General features: G+C 72.2%; 17 protein-coding genes. 3 read left to right on the forward strand and 14 right to left on the reverse strand.

Annotated features, from left to right (window positions below):
• Positions 1 to 50 precede the first annotated feature (50 nt).
• From CXH06_RS14900 to CXH06_RS14935, 8 genes are read right to left on the reverse strand one after another with little or no spacing between them, the layout of a single operon-like run.
• Positions 51 to 560, reverse strand: a complete 510-nt coding sequence (locus CXH06_RS14900) for a DUF3180 domain-containing protein (RefSeq protein WP_114855989.1) — start codon at positions 558 to 560, stop codon at positions 51 to 53.
• Positions 557 to 1,447, reverse strand: coding sequence for a 2-amino-4-hydroxy-6-hydroxymethyldihydropteridine diphosphokinase (folK, locus tag CXH06_RS14905; RefSeq protein WP_114855990.1), 891 nt, complete (start codon positions 1,445 to 1,447; stop codon positions 557 to 559). The genes CXH06_RS14900 and folK overlap by 4 nt, the downstream gene beginning before the upstream one ends.
• On the reverse strand, positions 1,444 to 2,301 hold the full coding sequence (gene folP, locus CXH06_RS14910; protein ID WP_114856019.1) for a dihydropteroate synthase: 858 nt from the start codon (positions 2,299 to 2,301) through the stop codon (positions 1,444 to 1,446). The genes folK and folP overlap by 4 nt, the downstream gene beginning before the upstream one ends.
• Positions 2,302 to 2,306: 5 nt before the next feature.
• Positions 2,307 to 2,873, reverse strand: a complete 567-nt coding sequence (gene folE / locus CXH06_RS14915; RefSeq protein ID WP_114855991.1) for a GTP cyclohydrolase I FolE — start codon at positions 2,871 to 2,873, stop codon at positions 2,307 to 2,309.
• Position 2,874: 1 nt separating this feature from the next.
• Positions 2,875 to 5,040, reverse strand: coding sequence for an ATP-dependent zinc metalloprotease FtsH (gene ftsH, locus CXH06_RS14920; RefSeq protein ID WP_114855992.1), 2,166 nt, complete (start codon positions 5,038 to 5,040; stop codon positions 2,875 to 2,877).
• 4 nt (positions 5,041 to 5,044) lie between these two features.
• Positions 5,045 to 5,599, reverse strand: coding sequence for a hypoxanthine phosphoribosyltransferase (gene hpt, locus CXH06_RS14925; RefSeq protein WP_114855993.1), 555 nt, complete (start codon positions 5,597 to 5,599; stop codon positions 5,045 to 5,047).
• Positions 5,600 to 5,643: 44 nt separating this feature from the next.
• Positions 5,644 to 6,738, reverse strand: coding sequence for a tRNA lysidine(34) synthetase TilS (tilS, locus tag CXH06_RS14930; RefSeq protein WP_114855994.1), 1,095 nt, complete (start codon positions 6,736 to 6,738; stop codon positions 5,644 to 5,646).
• The gene (locus CXH06_RS14935; protein WP_114855995.1) at positions 6,738 to 8,147 is read right to left on the reverse strand and encodes a D-alanyl-D-alanine carboxypeptidase/D-alanyl-D-alanine-endopeptidase; all 1,410 of its coding nucleotides are present in this window, start codon (positions 8,145 to 8,147) and stop codon (positions 6,738 to 6,740) included. The genes tilS and CXH06_RS14935 overlap by 1 nt, the downstream gene beginning before the upstream one ends.
• A gap of 92 nt (positions 8,148 to 8,239) precedes the next feature.
• On the opposite strand from CXH06_RS14935, the gene CXH06_RS14940 reads away from it, so the two are divergent.
• Positions 8,240 to 8,752 carry an inorganic diphosphatase gene (locus CXH06_RS14940; protein WP_114855996.1) on the forward strand — a complete coding sequence of 171 codons (513 nt, stop codon included), beginning with the start codon at positions 8,240 to 8,242 and terminating at the stop codon, positions 8,750 to 8,752.
• Between the two features lie 91 nt (positions 8,753 to 8,843).
• Here CXH06_RS14940 and CXH06_RS14945 read toward each other — a convergent pair whose 3' ends face one another.
• Positions 8,844 to 9,581, reverse strand: a complete 738-nt coding sequence (locus CXH06_RS14945) for a hypothetical protein (RefSeq protein ID WP_232820381.1) — start codon at positions 9,579 to 9,581, stop codon at positions 8,844 to 8,846.
• A gap of 139 nt (positions 9,582 to 9,720) precedes the next feature.
• Complete coding sequence (locus CXH06_RS14950) at positions 9,721 to 10,404, reverse strand: peptide deformylase (protein WP_114855997.1); 684 nt, start codon at positions 10,402 to 10,404, stop codon at positions 9,721 to 9,723.
• A gap of 193 nt (positions 10,405 to 10,597) precedes the next feature.
• Here CXH06_RS14950 and CXH06_RS14955 point away from each other — a divergent pair, with 193 nt between their 5' ends.
• Complete coding sequence (locus tag CXH06_RS14955) at positions 10,598 to 11,683, forward strand: ABC transporter ATP-binding protein (protein WP_114855998.1); 1,086 nt, start codon at positions 10,598 to 10,600, stop codon at positions 11,681 to 11,683.
• Positions 11,684 to 11,857: 174 nt separating this feature from the next.
• Positions 11,858 to 13,099, forward strand: a complete 1,242-nt coding sequence (locus tag CXH06_RS14960) for a DUF4032 domain-containing protein (RefSeq protein ID WP_114855999.1) — start codon at positions 11,858 to 11,860, stop codon at positions 13,097 to 13,099.
• 200 nt (positions 13,100 to 13,299) lie between these two features.
• On the opposite strand, the gene rlmB is transcribed toward CXH06_RS14960, so the two are convergent.
• The 4 genes from rlmB to CXH06_RS14980 all read right to left on the reverse strand — a co-directional run bounded on the left by rlmB (position 13,300) and on the right by CXH06_RS14980 (position 17,555).
• Positions 13,300 to 14,265 (reverse strand): 23S rRNA (guanosine(2251)-2'-O)-methyltransferase RlmB, encoded by a 966-nt coding sequence (gene rlmB / locus CXH06_RS14965; RefSeq protein WP_114856000.1) that lies wholly within the window; start codon positions 14,263 to 14,265, stop codon positions 13,300 to 13,302.
• Between the two features lie 20 nt (positions 14,266 to 14,285).
• Positions 14,286 to 15,731, reverse strand: a complete 1,446-nt coding sequence (cysS, locus tag CXH06_RS14970) for a cysteine--tRNA ligase (RefSeq protein ID WP_114856001.1) — start codon at positions 15,729 to 15,731, stop codon at positions 14,286 to 14,288.
• Between the two features lie 170 nt (positions 15,732 to 15,901).
• Positions 15,902 to 16,384 carry a phage holin family protein gene (locus CXH06_RS14975; RefSeq protein WP_114856002.1) on the reverse strand — a complete coding sequence of 161 codons (483 nt, stop codon included), beginning with the start codon at positions 16,382 to 16,384 and terminating at the stop codon, positions 15,902 to 15,904.
• Between the two features lie 61 nt (positions 16,385 to 16,445).
• The gene (locus tag CXH06_RS14980; protein ID WP_157975770.1) at positions 16,446 to 17,555 is read right to left on the reverse strand and encodes a LacI family DNA-binding transcriptional regulator; all 1,110 of its coding nucleotides are present in this window, start codon (positions 17,553 to 17,555) and stop codon (positions 16,446 to 16,448) included.
• Positions 17,556 to 17,625 lie beyond the last annotated feature (70 nt).

Genomic DNA, 17,625 nt, shown 5'->3' on the forward strand with positions numbered 1-17,625 from the left:
CCCGGTCGCTCCGACCCCGGTGGCGCGCCGCCCCGCCGAAGGTCGAGTGCTCAGCTGCCGGCCTCCGCGCCCCGCGCGGCGCCCTCGCCGTCCTCCGGGGGCAGCTGCCCCCAGCGCTCGACGAGCACCCCGAGCACGCCGAGCACGATGCCGGCGACGGCGGCGGCCGCGGTGGGCAGGATCCCCAGCAGCGGGTCGCCGGTGCCGGTGATGACGAGATACAGGGCCTGGCCGGTGAAGATGCCGCCCACCACCGCCCCGGTGTAGGCGCAGGCCCGGGCCAGGAGCACCGTGCGGTAGGCGGTGAGCAGATCGATCTGGTGCCGGCGCGGGGCGAGCGTGGGGTGGTGCCGCCGCTCCTCGCTCTCGAGCAGGTAGCGACGCATCGGCAGGCCGTAGACGAGCAGCACCGCGCTCAGTCCCAGCAGCACCAGGGTGGTCAGCCAGCCGGCGATCGGCAGCGAGTGCCCGCGCGCGGCGAGGGTGTCCAGCATCTGGGCACCGAGCCCCGCGCCCAGCACGAAGATCAGCAGCAGCACGGGGACGTTGAGCGGCTTCACGAGATCCCGTACCCCTCGACCGCGGGCCCCGGGCGCAGCCCGTCGCGGTCCTCGGCGCCCTCGAGCAGGGCGCGGAGCGGGCCGCGGCCGGGCAGCTCGGCCGCGGGGCGCGCGGCCAGCCAGGGTGCCAGCACGAAGGCCCGCTCGTGGGCGCGCGGATGCGGCACCGTCAGCTCCTCGTCCGCGCTGCGCCAGTGACCGTAGGTGATCACGTCGACGTCGAGCGTGCGCGGACCCCACCGGACCAGCCGCTCGCGGCGGGCGTCGCGCTCGGCGCGACGGGCCGCCTCCAGCAGCGCGAAGGGGCCCAGCACCGTGCGCACGCCGAGCACCGAGTTCAGGAACGCGCCCTGCCCCTCGGGGCCGCCGACGGGGGCGGTCTCCAGCACCGGCCCGGTCCACGCGATCTCGATCCCCTCGGTGTCCGCGAGCACCGCGAGCGCGCGTCGCAGATGCTCCTCGCGGTCGCCGAGGTTGGTGCCCACGGCCAGGACCGCGTCCAGCGGAGCGGCCTGCCTCTCGATGCTCACGGTGACGTCGCCGACGGCCAGACCGACGGGGGCGGCGGGCTTGTGCACCCGCACCCCGACGCGGCGGGTCAGCGGATGGCCGGTCTCGCCGAGGACGCGCTGCGCGATCCTCTCGGCGAGGGTCTCGACGAGGTCGTGGGGGCCCCCGAGGATCTCCTGCTCGACGGCGGCGGCGACCTCGGCGTAGTTCACGGTGCGCGAGAGCGCGTCGGCCCGGCCGGCGGGGGCCGTGTCCAGGTGCAGGGTGATGTCGACGACGAACTGCTGGCCGAGATCCTTCTCCTGGGCGAGCACCCCGTGGTGCCCCCAGGCGCGGATCCCGGTCACCTCGATCCGGTCCAGCTCCGGGCCGGTCATCGTCGCACGCTCCGGCGCAGGCGGTCGCCGACGCGCACGGCGGCGACGGTGGCGGGGACGTCGTGGACCCGCACCGCCCAGGCCCCGTGCTCGGCGCTGTACGCGCTGATCGCGGCGGTCGCGGCATCGCGGTCCACGCCCAGGGCGCTCACGAAGCGCTTGCGGGAGGCTCCGACGAGGATCGGCAGGCCGTGGGAGGCCAGGGCGTCCCAGTCCCCCAGCACCTCCCAGTTCTGCTCCCCGGTCTTGGAGAAGCCCAGCCCCGGGTCCACCACCAGGTAGCGCTCCTCGACACCGTCCTCGCGCAGCGCCGCGAGGCGCTCCTCGAGCTCGACGGCACCGTCGCGGGCCACGTCCTCGTAGTCGGTCAGCTCGTTCATGACGTCGCTGTGGCCGCGCCAGTGCATGGCGATGAAGACCGGCGGGGTGCCGCGTCGGGTGCGCAGCCGCGCGACCTCGCCGCCCATGTCCTGATCGGCGCGGCCCGCGGAGACGTCGTTGACGATCAGCGCGCCCGCCTCGACGCTCGCGGCCGCCACCGAGGCGCGCATCGTGTCCACGCTGACCACCGCGTCCTCGGCCGCCAGGGCCTCGACCACGGGCAGGACGCGCCGCAGCTCCTCCTCCTCGTCGACCCGCGGGGCGCCCGGGCGGGTGGATTCCCCGCCGACGTCCACGATGTCCGCGCCCTGGGCGATCAGGTGCCGGCCGTGGGCGAGCGCGTCGGCGAGCCGGTAGTGCTCCCCGCCGTCGGAGAAGGAGTCCGGGGTGACGTTCAGGACGCCCATGACCAGGGTGTCGTCGGCGCCGAGGCGCGCGGGGAGGCCGTCGGGGCGCGGGGAGTGCACGGCCACGGCGCTCACACCCTGTTGATCAGGGCCATGGCCTCGCCGCGGGTGCTGGCGCTGTCGCGCAGCATGCCGCGGACGGCGCTGGTGACGGTGCGGGCCCCCGCGGCGCGCACGCCGCGCATCGACATGCACATGTGCTCCGCCTCGACGACGACGATCGCGCCGCTCGCACCGAGCTCGTCCATCAGCGCGTCCGCGATCTGGAAGGTGAGCCGCTCCTGGACCTGCGGGCGCCGGGCGTAGACGTTCACGAGCCGGGCCAGCTTGCTCAGGCCGGTCACGACGCCGTCCCCCGGGATGTACCCCACGTGGGCCTGGCCGTGGAAGGGCAGCAGGTGGTGCTCGCACATGGAGTAGAAGCTGATGTCGCGCACCAGCACCAGCTCCTGGTGGTCGATGTCGAAGGTGGTCGACAGCGGTTCGTGCGCGTCCTGGGAGAGCCCGGAGAAGACCTCGCCGTACATGCGGGCCACCCGGGCGGGAGTCTCCTGCAGACCGTCGCGGTCCGGATCCTCGCCGATCGCGGTGAGGATCTCGCGCACGGCGGCCTCGATGCGGCCCTGGTCGACGCTCATCTCAGGACCCCGCGCCGTCGTGGTCGTCGCCCCGGTCCTCGGTCCGCCGCGGCGCCGAGGGCCCGCCCTGGCCGGGAGGGCTGTAGGAGCCCGGCCCGTAGGGGCCGTCGCCGTAGGGCGTCCCGCCCTGCGGGGCGCCCGGGATCTCGGGTCCGTCGCCGCCGGGATGCGGCAGCTCCGGCGGGTTCGGCTGCAGGGGCTCGCCGGCGTCCTGAGACTCCGCGCCGGTGGCGGTGGTGGTGGAGCCGACGCGCGGCGCCTCGAGGGTGGGTCGCTCGACGCTCGAGCTCCACACCTCGCGCAGCGGCCGCTTCCTGACGTCCCGGAAGATCTCGGCGAGCTCGTGCTCTCCGAGGGTCTCCTTCTCGAGCAGCTCGCTCACCAGGCGGTCCAGGACGTGGCGGTTGTCCACGATCACCGACCACGCCTCGTCCAGCGCGTCGTCCAGCAGGCGGCGCACCTCCTGATCGACGAGGCCCGCGGTCTCGGCGCTGAAGCGGGGACCCTGCCCCTGCTGCATGCCCACGAAGACCTCCTGGTCGCCCTCGAGGGCGACCTGGCCGACGGTCTCGCTCATCCCCAGCTGCATGACCATCGTGCGGGCGATCTTGGTGGCGTTCTGCAGGTCGGAGCTGGGCCCGGTGGTGACGTCGTGGAAGATGCTCTCCTCCACGGCGTAGCCGCCCATGGCGTAGGCCAGGCGGTCCAGCAGCTCGTTGCGGGACTGGTAGTTGCGGTCCTGGGTGGGGACCACCATCGTGTAGCCGCCCGCACGGCCGCGCGGCAGGATCGTCACCTTGGTGACCGGCGCGGAGTTGTTCATCGCGGCGGCCACCAGGGCGTGGCCGCCCTCGTGGTACGCGGTCATCTGGCGCTCGCGCTCGGTCATCACCTTCGAGTACCGCTGCGGACCCATCGAGACGCGGTCGATCGCCTCGTCCAGCGCGCGGTTGTCGATGATCTGGTTGCCGGAGCGGGCGGTGAGCAGCGCGGCCTCGTTGAGGACGTTGGCGAGGTCCGCACCGGACATGCCGATCGTGCGCTTGGCGACGGCCTCGAGGTCGACGTCGTGCGCCAGCGGCTTGCCCTTGGCGTGGACGCCCAGGATGTGCAGACGGCCCTTGAGATCCGGGGCCTCCACGCCGATCTGGCGATCGAAGCGCCCCGGTCGCAGCAGGGCCGGGTCCAGGATGTCCACGCGGTTCGTGGCGGCGATGAGGATGACGTTCTGGTTCTCCTCGAACCCGTCCATCTCCACCAGCATCTGGTTCAGCGTCTGCTCGCGCTCGTCGTGCCCGCCGCCCATGCCGGCGCCGCGGTGGCGGCCCACGGCGTCGATCTCGTCGATGAAGATGATCGCCGGGGCGTTCTCCTTCGCGGTGTTGAACAGGTCGCGCACGCGGCTCGCGCCGACGCCCACGAACATCTCCACGAAGTCGGAGCCGGAGATCGAGTAGAAGGGCACGTTCGCCTCGCCGGCGACGGCCTTGGCCAGCAGGGTCTTGCCGGTGCCGGGCGGGCCGTAGAGCAGCACGCCCTTGGGGATCTTCGCGCCCACGGCCTGGTACCGGCCCGGGTCGATGAGGAACTGCTTGATCTCGTCGAGCTCCTCGACGGCCTCCTCGGCGCCGGCGACGTCCGCGAAGGTGACCTTGGGGGCCTCCTTGTTGAACAGCTTGGCCTTGGACTTGCCGAACTGCATCGCCCGGCCGCCGCCCTGGGCGTTCATGATGAGGAACCAGAACAGGCCGATGAAGATCAGCAGCGGCAGGAAGCTCAGCAGCAGCGTCGACCACCACGAGCCGGCCTCGATCTCGTCGGTGTAGCCGTCGGTGGGCGCGGCGGCCTCGACCGCGTGCACCACGTCCTCGGCGCGCGCGTCGACGTAGGAGAACTGCACCTGCGTGCCCTTGTTCTCCTCGCCGTCGACGAAGTCCTCGGCGAGGACCAGGTCCACGCGCTGCTGGTTGCCGTCGATGATCTTGACCTGCTCGACGGTGCCGCCCTCGAGCAGCTCGAGACCCTGCTGGGTGTCGATCTGCTCGTAGCCGTCACGACCGAACAGGGAGAACATCACCATGCCCAGGACCAGGGCGAGGATGATCCACAGCGCGATGCTGGTGACGGGACGGCGCTTCTTGCCGGAGCTCTTGGCGGAATCTGCCACAGGATCAGTCCTCGTAGATCGAGCGCTTGAGGACGCCCACGTAGGGAAGGTTGCGGTACTTCTCGGAGTAGTCGAGACCGTAGCCGATGACGAACTCGTTGGGGATGTCGAAGCCGACGTACTTCACGTCGATCTCCACCCGTGCCGCGTCGGGCTTGCGCAGGAGCGTGCAGACCTCCACGCTCCGCGGGCCGCGCGAGCGCAGGTTCGACAGCAGCCACTTCAGGGTCAGGCCGGAGTCGATGACGTCCTCGACGATGAGCACGTTGCGCCCGGTGATGTCGCCGGAGAGGTCCTTGAGGATCCGGACCACGCCCGAGGACTTGGTGCCCGAGCCGTAGGAGGAGACGGCCATCCAGTCCATCTCGACCGGGAGGTCGACCGACCGGGCCAGATCGGCCATGACCATGACCGCGCCGCGGAGGACGCCCACCAGGATCGGCGGCTCGTCCGCGTAGTCCGCGGCGATCTGCTCTCCGAGCTCGGCGAGCCGCTCGCGGATCTGCTCGGCATCGAGCAGCACGCGGTCGACATCGGGGTGGGGCTGCGTCTGTGGCACGCGGATCTCCTCCAGGGAACGTGGTGGGGTGCGTCCGCCGCGGCTCACGGTTCCGTACGGCGCCACACCAACAGGCCGTCGCGGCGAGCGACCTCGATCCTACCCGGAACGGGTACGGCCGACTGACCGTGCCACGAGACGACCAGAGCGTCGAGGGCGAGGACCTGCCGTCGCAGCAGGGACTTCGCCGATCCTCCCCCTCCCCGGGCGCGGATTGCGCGGTCAGCGGAACGTGAGGCGTCCCGCAGGATGCGGGTGCGCAGCGGCGCGGCGAGCGCGGCCAGCGCGTGGACGTCCAGCAGCAGGAGATCGCCGTCCTCGCGCAGCTCGCCGCCGTCGCGGTGCAGGGACTCCAGCAGCTCGCGGGCCTCGGCGTCGAGATGGTCGACGTCGGGCCGGACCAGGTCGGCGGTCCGCGCCAGGTTCTCGTCGATCTGCTCGCCGAGGATCTCCCGCAGCAGCGGGAGGGCGCGGTGACGGACCCGTGCACGCAGCATCGACTCGTCGGCGTTCATGGGGTCCACCCACCAGTCCAGGTCGTGGAGGCGGCAGATCTCCTCGGTGTCGGCCCGGCGCAGCGCCGTGGCCTCGTCGCGGCCCGTGCCCAGGAACGGCCGCAGGAGCGCTCCGCGGCGGCGCGGGATGCCGGCCAGCGCCCGCGGCCCGGCCCCGCGGGCGAGGCCCATGAGCACCTGCTCGGCCTGATCGTCGAGGGTGTGCGCGAGGAGCAGGGCGAGGGCCCCGCGCTCGTCGCGCCGGCGCTCGAGGGCGTCGTGGCGGGCGAGGCGCGCGGCGTTCTCGAGGCCGCCGGGAGCCTCCGGGTCCACCCGGACCGTGAGCACGTGGGCGCTCGCGCCGAGACGCTCGGCCTGGGTGCGAGCGCGCTCCGCGACCTCCGCGGAGCCGTCCTGGAGCCCGTGGTCGACGATCGCCGCCTCGGTCTCCAGACCCATCCGGGTGCCGACCCAGACCGTCGTGGCGAGCAGTGCGAGCGAGTCCGCTCCCCCGCTCAGGCCCACGAGCAGGCGCGGGGACAGGCGCCCGGCGGCGGTGTCGTCGGCCAGCTGCTCGAGCCGAGCGGCGAGGGCGCCGCGCACGGCGGTGCGCGCCCGGGCCACCACCGGGGGCGGGCCGGCCATCAGTCGACCTCCACGATCTCGGAGGCCGCTCGGTCCACGGCTGCCCGGGCGGCGTCGGCATCGGCCCCGTCGAACCCGTGCACGACGATCGAGTAGCCGACGGTCTCCCCGCTGGGCAGCACCGCCACCCCGGCGAGGGTCGCGGCCCCGCCCAGATAGCCGGTCTTGCCCCGGACCAGTCCGCGCGCGTCCTCGGTCTCGGCCGCGTCGAAGCGCTCGGCGAGGGTCCCCGAGAGCCCGGCGACCGGGACGTCGAAGAGGATCGGCTCGAGGGCCGGCTCCTCGCCGGAGGAGACCTCGGCGAGGACGGCGGCGAGCAGAGCGGGCGGGACACGGTTCTCGCGGGAGAGCCCGGAGCCGTCGTGGATCTCGAGACCCGCGAGGTCCTCCTCGGCCACCCCCAGCTCGGCGCCGAGCGCGCGGATCTCGGCCTCGACCGCCGCCGCGGCGCTCTGGGGCGTGGTGGCCTCGCCGCGGCTCAGCGCGACCAGATGGGCGAGCAGCTCGGCCAGGGTGTTGTCGGAGATCTGCAGCGTCTCGCGCACGATCTCCTCGAGGGGCTCCGAGTGGATCTCCGTGCTCGCGGCCCCCGGCGGGGCCGTCCCCTCGGTGACCTCGCCGCGGACCGTCAGCCCGACGTCCCCGAGCAGCTGCGCGAAGCGGCGGGCGGCGTCGCCGGCGGGGTCGACGGACTTGGGGCCGTACTGCTCGCCGTCGAGCCATCCGCGGTCCAGGGCGAGGGACGCGGTGGGGGTCACCCAGCCGCCGGCGGTCCCGTTGTTCCCCCACGCGGGGTTCTGCCCGCCCTCGATGAGGCTGTCGTCCAGCACCACGGAGACCTCCTCGGTCCCCTGCTCGGCGGCCAGCGCCGCGGCGGACTCCGCGAGAGCGCGCAGATCCTCCTCGCTGAGAGTCATGTCACCTCCGCTCACCAGGGTCACCACCCCGTCCTGCACCGCGGCTCGGGTGACGAGCACCTCCTGCCCGGTGTACTGACGCAGCACCGCGGCGGCGGTGAGCAGCTTGAGGGTCGAGGCGGGCACACGGGGGGTGTCGGGGTCCCGCGACGCGATCACCTCGCCGGAGCCCGCCTCCACGACGCTGTAGGCCAGGCCGCCGGAGACGACCGGCAGCTCGGCGGTCGCGTCCATCCGCTCCTGCAGGTCACCCTCGGCGATCGCCGGCGGCGGGACCCCTGCTCCCGGGCCGCCGTCGTCGATCGCGACACGCTCCCACTCCTCGGCCAGCGCCGGTGGGCCGGCGGCGGGGGACTCGCGGTCGGCACGCACCGTCAGCACGCCCGGGAACGCGTCCGTCAGATCGCCGAGCACGTAGAAGCCGGCGGGGACGGCGGCGCACATCACGATCGCCGTGGTGCGCCAGACGCGTTCCGATGCTCGAAGGGCCATGGGCCCACGATATGGTGTCCGGGTCAGAACCAATGGCCCCAGGGGCCCGAGCAACCACAGGCCTCAGGGGCCCGAGCAACGGAGCGGCTGTCGTGGAATTCGACGTGACGATCGAGATCCCTCGCGGGAACCGGAACAAGTATGAGGTGGACCACCACAACGGGCGCATCCGGCTGGACCGGATGCTGTTCACCGCCACTCGCTACCCGGACGATTACGGCTTCATCGAGGGGACCCTCGGCGAGGACGGCGACCCCCTGGACTGCCTGGTCCTGCTCGAGGAGCCGACCTTCCCGGGCTGCCTGATCCGATGCCGCGCGCTGGGCATGTTCCGCATGCGCGACGAGGCGGGCGGCGACGACAAGATCATCGCGGTGCCCGTCGGCGACCGTCGACAGGTGCGCCGCCAGGAGCTCACCGACGTCTCGGAGTTCCACCGCCTGGAGATCCAGCACTTCTTCGAGGTCTACAAGGACCTCGAGCCCGGCAAGAGCGTCGAGGGCGCGCACTGGGAGGGCCGCTCCGACGCGGAGGCGGAGATCCGCCAGTCCTACGTCCGCGCCGCCGGCACCGAGCACGCGAACGAGTTCACCCAGGAGGTCTGAGCGCTCCCCGCTGGAGCACCCGGATCGCCACGAGGGCCGGTCCCCCAGATGGGGGGCCGGCCCTCGTCGGTGCAGGGAGCCGCGCGTGCGGTCAGCTCTCGTCCACGGCCTCGCCCTCGAGCGTGGAGGCCTGGGAGTAGATCTCGAGCATCGCCTCGACCACGGACTTCGAGACGATCCGGGCGCCGATGGCGCCGATGAGGGCGCCGAGCCCGAAGGGCAGGAGGCGGGCCAGCCAGATCCCTCCGGTGCGGGCCAGCATCCGCCGGCGGATGTACTTCGAGACCTGCCGGCTGATCATGCCCGGCAGGAAGCCCCCGCCGTTCCCGCCCAGGAGCGAGTTCCACTGCAGGCCCTGCTTGCCCATGGCCTTGGCGATGATCTCGGTGCCGCGCTCGCCGCTGAGCACCGCCAGGAGCACCAGGCGCCGCGTGTTGCGGTCGCTCATGTCCACGTCGTGGATGTCCGCCGCGGCGAGCGTGAGGAAGGCGCAGGACTCGGCGAAGGTGAGCCCCTCGCCGACGGTGAGACCGACGGCGGCGACCGTGCCCAGCCCGGGCAGCGCCGCGGCGCCGCCGATGCCGGCGCCGGTGGCGATGTTCAGCGCGGAGAAGCGCCGAGTGACCATCTCGAGCAGCTGGCGGTCGGTCGCCTCGGGGTGCTTGGCCCGCAGCCGGTCCACGTAGCGGTGCGCGATCGGCGCCTGCACCTTCAGCGCGGCGTCGACGAGCGCCAGCCAGCGCTCGTCGATCAGCTCGGGGGGCACGTCCAGGGCCTGCTTCTCGCTGGATTCCGGGTCGGGGGTCATCGCATCGCTCGTGGCCACCATCGGCTCCGTTCTGTGGGGTCGTCAACGAGGGTCACGGTACCGCCGCCGGCTGGGGGATCCGGGCATCCTTCGCGGACGCGGCGCGCGAAGGATGCGGGACGGAGCGCGCTGCGACGCTCCGGACGGCGGGAGGTGCACGTCAGGACAGGACGACCTCTCCCTCGCCCAGCCGGGTGATCTCCCCGGTCAGGCCCAGCAGGCGGACCGCCTCCGAGAGCTCCTGGTAGTGGCCGGCGTAGCCGGACCCGATGAGGGAGCGGGGCACCATGCGGTCGTGGCACAGGGTGCCGTCCAGATGGTCGGTCTCATGCTGGAGGATGCGCGCGCTCCAGCCGATGTGCTCCTCCTCGACCTCCTGCAGGACACCGCCCGGACGCAGCTCGAGGGCCCGCAGCCGCACCCGCCGGGCCCGGGGGACGATCGACTGCCAGCCGTCCACGGAGAGGCAGCCCTCGAAGGCGAAGACGCGCTCCTCGCCCAGGGGCTCGAGCACCGGGTCGAGCAGGGCGCGCAGGGGCAGCGGACGGCGTTCGAGCAGGGCATCGTCCGGATCCTCCCCGTCCTCGCTCGCGAAGGGATCCTCGGCGACGAAGAACCGCATCGGCAGCCCCACCTGCGGGGCGGCCAGGCCCACGCCCGGTGCGTCGCGCATGGTGACGGTCATGGCATCGGCGAGCTCCGCCAGCAGGGGGAGCTCGAGCCGGTCGCGGGCCGTGACGGCCCGACGGCGCAGCGCCGGGTGGCCGGCCTGCACGATGCGCAGCGGGTCGCCCTCCTTCTCACGGCGGTCGAGGATCTTCCGGGTCAGCTCAGTGGTGTCCACCGTGCCAGTATCGCGCAGGCGGTCGCGGGCTCCCGCGACACCCCGTCGCGAGCAGGTGCGCGAGCATGGTGAGACGTGGGCTACACTTCCGGTGGCCGGTGCGAGGACGCACCTCTCCGAGACGTCCGAGACCGGCTGGCATCACTTCACAACGGACCGTCCGGCACGTACCTGCCGGTGAAGGAGAAACACCATGGCAACAGTCACGTTCGACAACGCATCACGCGTCTACCCGGGCCAGGAGCGCCCGGCCGTCGACAACCTCAACATCGAGATCGGCGACGGCGAGTTCCTCGTGCTGGTCGGCCCCTCGGGCTGCGGCAAGTCGACCTCCCTGCGCATGCTCGCCGGTCTCGAGGAGATCGACGCGGGACGCATCCTCATCGGCGACCGCGACGTCACCGACGTCCCGCCGAAGGACCGCGACATCGCGATGGTGTTCCAGAACTACGCGCTGTACCCGCACATGTCGGTGGCCGACAACATGGGCTTCGCCCTGAAGATCGCCGGCACCCCGAAGGCCGAGATCCGCAAGCGGGTCGAGGACGCGGCCGCGATCCTGGACCTCACCGAGTACCTCGACCGCAAGCCGAAGGCGCTCTCCGGCGGTCAGCGCCAGCGTGTGGCCATGGGACGTGCGATCGTCCGCTCGCCCCAGGTGTTCCTCATGGACGAGCCGCTCTCGAACCTCGATGCGAAGCTCCGCGTCTCCACCCGTACCCAGATCGCGTCGCTGCAGCGTCGCCTGGGCGTCACCACGGTCTACGTCACCCACGACCAGACCGAGGCCATGACGATGGGTGACCGCGTGGCGGTCCTCGACCGCGGCGTGCTCCAGCAGATCGACTCGCCCCGCCGCATGTACGACCACCCGAACAACGTGTTCGTGGCCGGCTTCATCGGCTCCCCGGCGATGAACCTGCTCGAGGAGCCCCTCACCGATCAGGGCATCCAGTTCGGCGGCGCCGTGATCCCCGTGGACCGCACCACCCTCTCCGGCACCGACGAGAAGTCGGTGACCGTGGGCGTGCGCCCCGAGGACCTCGAGCTGGTCGGCACCGACCAGGGCATCGCGGTCGAGGTCGACGTCGTCGAGGAGCTCGGCGCCGACGCCTTCATCTACGGTCGTCGCGCCGGTGCGGCGGACACGTCCAAGCCGTTCATCGCCCGCGTCGACGGTCGGAACGCCCCGGAGAAGGGGTCGACGGTGTTCTTCCGCCCCAAGCCGGACCACCTGCACCTCTTCGACGTGAAGAACGGTCAGCGCCTGGGCGACTGAGTCCCCTCAGGCACCATGCGACGGGCGTCCGGCTGCTGCCGGGCGCCCGTCGTCGTCCGCGGCGGGCGCCGGGGTGCGCCGCGGGAGGGTGCCGGATCGTGACGTCGGTGTGGAGATGACGGGAAAACGCGCCGGGAGTGGTCCCGAGGGCCCCGGACGGGAGAGAATGGACCAATGGCACCTCTGGAGATCACCGCGGCCCGGCCCGATCCGGCCCTGCTGGACCTGCCGTGGGGGCAGGCTCTCGAGCACTGGCCCGAGGACATCCTCGCCGCGCTCCCCCGCGGCATCTCCCGGCACGTGGTGCGCTTCGTGCGGGTCTCCGGCCGCGTGCTCGCCCTCAAGGAGATCAACCACCACCTGGCCCGGCGCGAGTACGAGATGCTGCGCGTGCTGCGTCGGATGGGGGTCCCCGCGGTCGAGCCCTTCGCGGTGATCTCCGGTCGCACCGACGCCGAGGGCGAACCGCTCGATGCCGTGCTGATCACGCGCCACCTGCAGTTCTCACTGCCCTACCGGGCCGTGTTCAGCCAGGTCTCGCGCCAGAACACCGCGCACCGGCTGCTGGATGCGCTGGCCGTCCTGCTGGTGCGTCTGCACCTCGACGGCTTCTACTGGGGCGACGTCTCGCTGTCCAACACCCTGTTCCGCCGTGACGCCGGCGAGTTCGCCGCCTATCTCGTCGACGTCGAGACCGGGTCGCTGTACGAGAAGCTCACCGTCGGCCAGCGCCACTACGACCTCGACCTCGCGCGCACCAACATCATCGGCGAGCTCATGGACCTCCAGGCCGGCGAGATGTTCGATCCCGAGGCGGATCCGGTCCTGACCGGCGACGACCTGGTCTCCCGCTACACCGAGCTGTGGGAGGCGCTGACCTCCAAGGAGCGGTTCTCGGCCGACGAGAGGTGGCGGGTCTCCGCCCGGATCGAGAAGCTCAACGCCCTGGGCTTCGACGTGGGCGAGCTCGACATCACCACCGACCTCGACGGCACCACCCTCGCGATCCAGCCCAAGGTCGTGGACGCCGGGCATCATTCGCGGCGCCTGATGCGCCTGACCGGCATCGACGCGCAGGAGAACCAGGCCCGCCGGCTGCTCAACGATCTCGACCAGTACCAGGCCGCCACGGAGCAGCAGGCCGAGGACGAGGAGTTCGTGGCCCACGAATGGCTCAAAGAGCAGTACGAGCCGGTGGTCCGCGCGATCCCCCGGTCCATGCGCTCCAAGCTCGAGCCCGCGGAGTTCTTCCACGAGATCCTCGAGCACAAGTGGTTCCTGTCCGAGCAGAAGGGGCTGGACGTCAGCCTCGACGACACGGTGCGCGACTTCATCCTCTCGGAGCTGATCCACCGCCCCGACGAGAAGTCGCTGGTGACGACGGAGACCTCGGCGCTGTCGATCTTCGACAGCTGAGGCCGGGCCCGGCCGGAGCGGGCGCCGGGACCGCCGGCTCCCGCGCCGAGCTGGTCTTCCGGTCCGGTGAGCACATGCTCACGGGACCCTATGACCAGCTCGAGCGCGGCCGGGCGGCCGGTGGGGTCCTCCCCGGGAGGTCGATCAGGCTGCGCCCTCTGCCCGATCTCCTGCCGGTTCGTCCCTCACCAGCACGTCGATCAGGCCAAGCCCTGCCGCTCGCGGACCCCGGAGAGCTCGTAGAGCGCGATGGCGGCGGCGACCGAGGCGTTCAGCGACTCCGCGCGTCCGCCCATCGGGACCGAGACCACCTGGTCGCTGATCTCCCGGGCCAGGCGCGAGAGACCCTTGCCCTCGGCGCCGACCACGAGCGCGGCCGGCTGGGTGCCCAGCTCGAGCCCGCGGGTGGTGACATCGCCGTCCGCGTCGAGGCCCAGCACGAACACGCCCTTCTCCTTGAGGGAGGTCAGGGCGCGGTTGAGATTGGTGACCTGGGCGACGCGCACACGGCCGGCCGCACCCGCCGCGACCTTCCATACGCTCGCGGTCATCGAGACGCTGCGACGCTCGGGCACGATGACACCGTGCGCACCGAAGGCGTCGGCCGAACGCAGGATCGCGCCCAGGTTGCGCGGGTCGGTGATCCCGTCGAGGGCGACCAGCAGCGGGGGCTCGAACCGCTCCGCGGCGACGGCCAGCAGCTCGTCGAGGTCCGCATAGGAGTAGGGCGGAATGGTCAGCGCCACGCCCTGGTGGACGGAGCGATCGGTCATCCGGTCCAGGTCCGTGCGCGAGGCCTCCGCGATCGGCAGGCCCCGGGCGGTGGCCAGGCGCATGATCTCGCGCACCCGCTCATCGGAGTCCAGGCGGACCATGACGGTCAGCTGCGTGGCCGGGATGTCCTCCCGCAGCGCTTCGAGCACCGCGTTGCGTCCGGCGACCTGGTCGCTGCCGGGGGCCTTGCCCTTCCCGGAGCCTCCGCGGCGCGCGCCGGAGCCGCTCGCCGCGGAGGAGGTGCCGGCGAAGGCCTTGTGGGCGGGCCGGTCCTGCGCCTTGGGGGTGGGGCCCCTGCCTTCGAGTCCGCGGCGGCGCACGCCGCCGGAGCCGACGGTCGCCCCCTTCTTGCTCTTGCGCACCGCGCCGCGGCGCGAGCTGTTTCCTGCCATGGAAGTCTCCTCAGTCCTGCTCAGTCTCGGGTCTCGAGCGTCCAGCGGGCGCCGTCCTGGCCGTCCTCGATGCGGATGCCCGCGGCGCTCAGCGCGTCCCGCAGGGCATCGGCCCGGGCCCAGTCCTTCTCGGCGCGGGCGGCCGCGCGGGCGGCCAGCTGGGTGGTGATCAGTGCGTCCAGCGCGGCGTGCTCGGCACCGGCGGATCCGGAGTGCTCGCCCCACTGCGCACCCAGCGGATCCAGTCCCAGCACGTCGAGCATCGCCCGCAGGCGGCCCAGGCCCTGCCCGACCGCCGTGCCGTCGGATGCCCCGCCGGCGGCCAGCAGGGAGTTCAGCGCCGACTGCTCGCGGTGGATCACCGCGAGAGCCTCGGGGACGGCGAGATCCTCGTCCATCGCCGCGACGAAGTCCTCCGGCAGCTCCACCGCGGCGAGATCGGCCTCCGCGGCCGCGATCGGGTCCTCGCCGAGGAGCTCCGCGGCCCGTCGCGCGGTGGCGGTGAAGCGCTCCCAGACCACCTCCGCCTCGCGCATCGCCGTCGCGTTGTACTCGACGGTGGCGCGATAGTGCCCGCCCACCAGGGCCAGCCGCACGGCGGGCGTGGGGTGCTCGGTCAGCGCGCGAGCCGCGGTGACGAAGTTGTCCAGGCTCTTGCCCATCTTCAACCCGTCCACCGTGAGCACGCCCGCGTGCATCCAGCGGCGCGCGAAGCCGTAGCCGGCGGCATGGGACTGCGCCTGTTCGTTCTCGTGATGAGGGAAGCGCAGGTCCAGCCCGCCGGCGTGGATGTCGAAGGTCTCCCCCAGGTACTTGCGGCTCATCGCCGAGCACTCGAGGTGCCAGCCCGGTCGGCCGCGTCCGAAGGGGGTGTCCCAGGAGGCGGTCTCCGGCTCCGCCGGCTTGGCGGCCTTCCACAGCGCGAAGTCGCGCTGGTCCCGCTTGCCCGGCTCGCGCTCCTCCCCCGCGTCCTGCATGTCTTCCAGCGACTGCCGGGTGAGGGCGCCGTAGGTGGGGAAGGAGGCCACGTCGAAGTAGACCGACCCCTCGCCGTCGGCGTAGGCGTGCCCGCGCTCGATGAGGCGCTGCATGAGCTCGATCATCTCCGGGACGTGGCCGGTGGCCCGCGGCTCATAGGTGGGCCGGCGATTGCCGATCCGGTCCAGCACGTCCTGGAACTCGCGCTCGAAGCGCAGCGACCAGGCCCACCAGGCGGTGCCGGCCTCGACGGACTTCGTGAGGATCTTGTCCTCGATGTCGGTGACGTTGCGGACGTGCGTGACCTCGTGCCCGCTGCGCTCGAGCCAGCGCACCAGCACGTCGAAGGCGAGGAAGGTGCGCAGGTGACCCAGGTGCGGCGCGCCCTGTGTCGTGGGACCGCAGACATACAGCGACACCGCCCCCTCGCGCACCGGCTCCAGAGGGGCCGTCGTACGGGTGGCGGTGTCGTGCAGTCGAAGGGTCACGTGCTCCAGGGTACTGCCCCGGAGGACGCCCGGTGCTCACGAGCTCGCAGCACGTCGATCAGTCGGTGCCGTCCTGACTGATCTCCTGCCGCTCGCACGCTCGCAGCACGTCGATCAGTCGGTGCCGCTCTGACTGATCTCCTGCCGCTCGCACGCTCGCAGCACGTCGATCAGTCGACGCGAGCGCTGACCTGCTTGCCGTAGAGCTCCTCGAAGGTGTCGTCGTAGGAGACGGCGTTCTGGCGGCGCTTGCCCTGGACCGCCTCGACCGCGGACTGCGCGGTCTGGATCGTGGTCTCGGGCGCCTTGAGCCTCTTGGACACCAGGAACGCGACCAGACCGGCGATCGCGCCGAGCAGGATGAACACGCCGGCGATGATCAGGAAGGACAGCCAGTAGGAGAGCCCCAGCGCCTCGAGGCCGGTGGCCGCGGCGAACAGCAGCATCACCCAGGCGGAGAGCAGCAGGAACAGCAGCACCGCGGCCATGGCGGCGATGATGCCGACCTTGATGGCGAGCGCCGTGAACTCCTTCTTCGCGATGTCGATCTCGTGGTGGACGACACCGAGGAGCTCATCGCGGATGGACTGGACGAGCTCGCCGATGGACCGCTGGGTGGGCGGCGTGCTCGGGTCGTTCGTGGTGTTGATCATGGTCGGAGCCTATCGCAGGGAGGAGGAGGTTCTCAGGTCGTGGCGGCGGACGGGCGGGCGATCAGTCGACCGAGACCCGCTGACGCCGAGGAGCCTCGGCGCGCGGCGGCGCGGAGGTGCTGCGGCGCACCACGATCGCCGGGGCGACCGCCACGTCCCGCGTGGGGCCCTCGTGCCCGGAGACCCGCTCGACGAGGAACTGGGCGGCCAGCGCGCCGAGCCGATCGGAGTTGGGGTCGACGCTGGTCAGCTGCGAGATCCCGGAGGAGGCCAGGGAGGTGTTGCCGTAGCCGGCCACCGCGAGCGACTCCGGCACCGTGAAGCCGGCCTCGCGGGCCGCGGAGAGCACGCCCACCGCGGTGACGTCGTTGGCGCAGGTGACGGCCGTGGGGGTGCGGCTGCCCCGCAGCAGCATCGAGCCGGCGGTCTGCCCGACCTGCTCGGTGAAGTCACCGGGCTCGACCCGGGCCTGCTCACCGAGCCCGTGCCTCTCCATCGCCCGGCGGAAGGCGTCCGCGCGCTCCCGGGCGACGGCCGCGCCGACCCCTCCGACGTGCGCGATCTCGCGGTGCCCGAGACTGACCAGGTGGTCGACCAGCAGGCCCTGACCGACCTCGTCGTCGATCCGCACCGTGTCGAAGCGACCGATGAACTCCTGCGAGCATCCGATGCCCACCAGCGGTCGGTTGCCGGTGGCCGCCAGGACGCTGTCCATGTCCGCCAGATCGGAGATCATGAGGAAGCCGTCCACCCCGAGCTGGACCAGGTTCTCGATCGCGTCGGTGTCCGCGGCCACCGGGTACTCGGGCAGACGCCGACGGGTGGGCACCACGATCGCGGTCCGGCCGGTCGCCGCGAGCTCGATGCGAATCGCGCGCACCAGATCCGAGATCCAGGTGTTGCGCATGGTGTTGACCAGCACCGCGACCACGCCGCGATGGTCCTCCTCGGCGCTGAGCTCCTCGATCGGGAAGTGCAGGCGCTCGGCGGCCTCGCGCACGCGCCGCATCATCTGGGGCTTGATCTCGTCGGACTCCCGCAGAGCACGCAGCGCGACCGCGCTGGAGATGCCCAGCGAGTTCGCGACGTCGTGGAGGGTGCCGCGGGAGGTCCCGTCGGCGGCACCCGCGGGATCGATGGATTCGTCGGAAGAGGGGGCATCGCTGCTCATGGATCCATTGAACCGCATTCGGCGTCCGCATCCCGCCTCATCCCGGCCGCACCGACGGGATCTGTGCCAC

This window comes from Brachybacterium sp. YJGR34, assembly GCF_003347015.1.
Taxonomy (GTDB): domain Bacteria; phylum Actinomycetota; class Actinomycetes; order Actinomycetales; family Dermabacteraceae; genus Brachybacterium.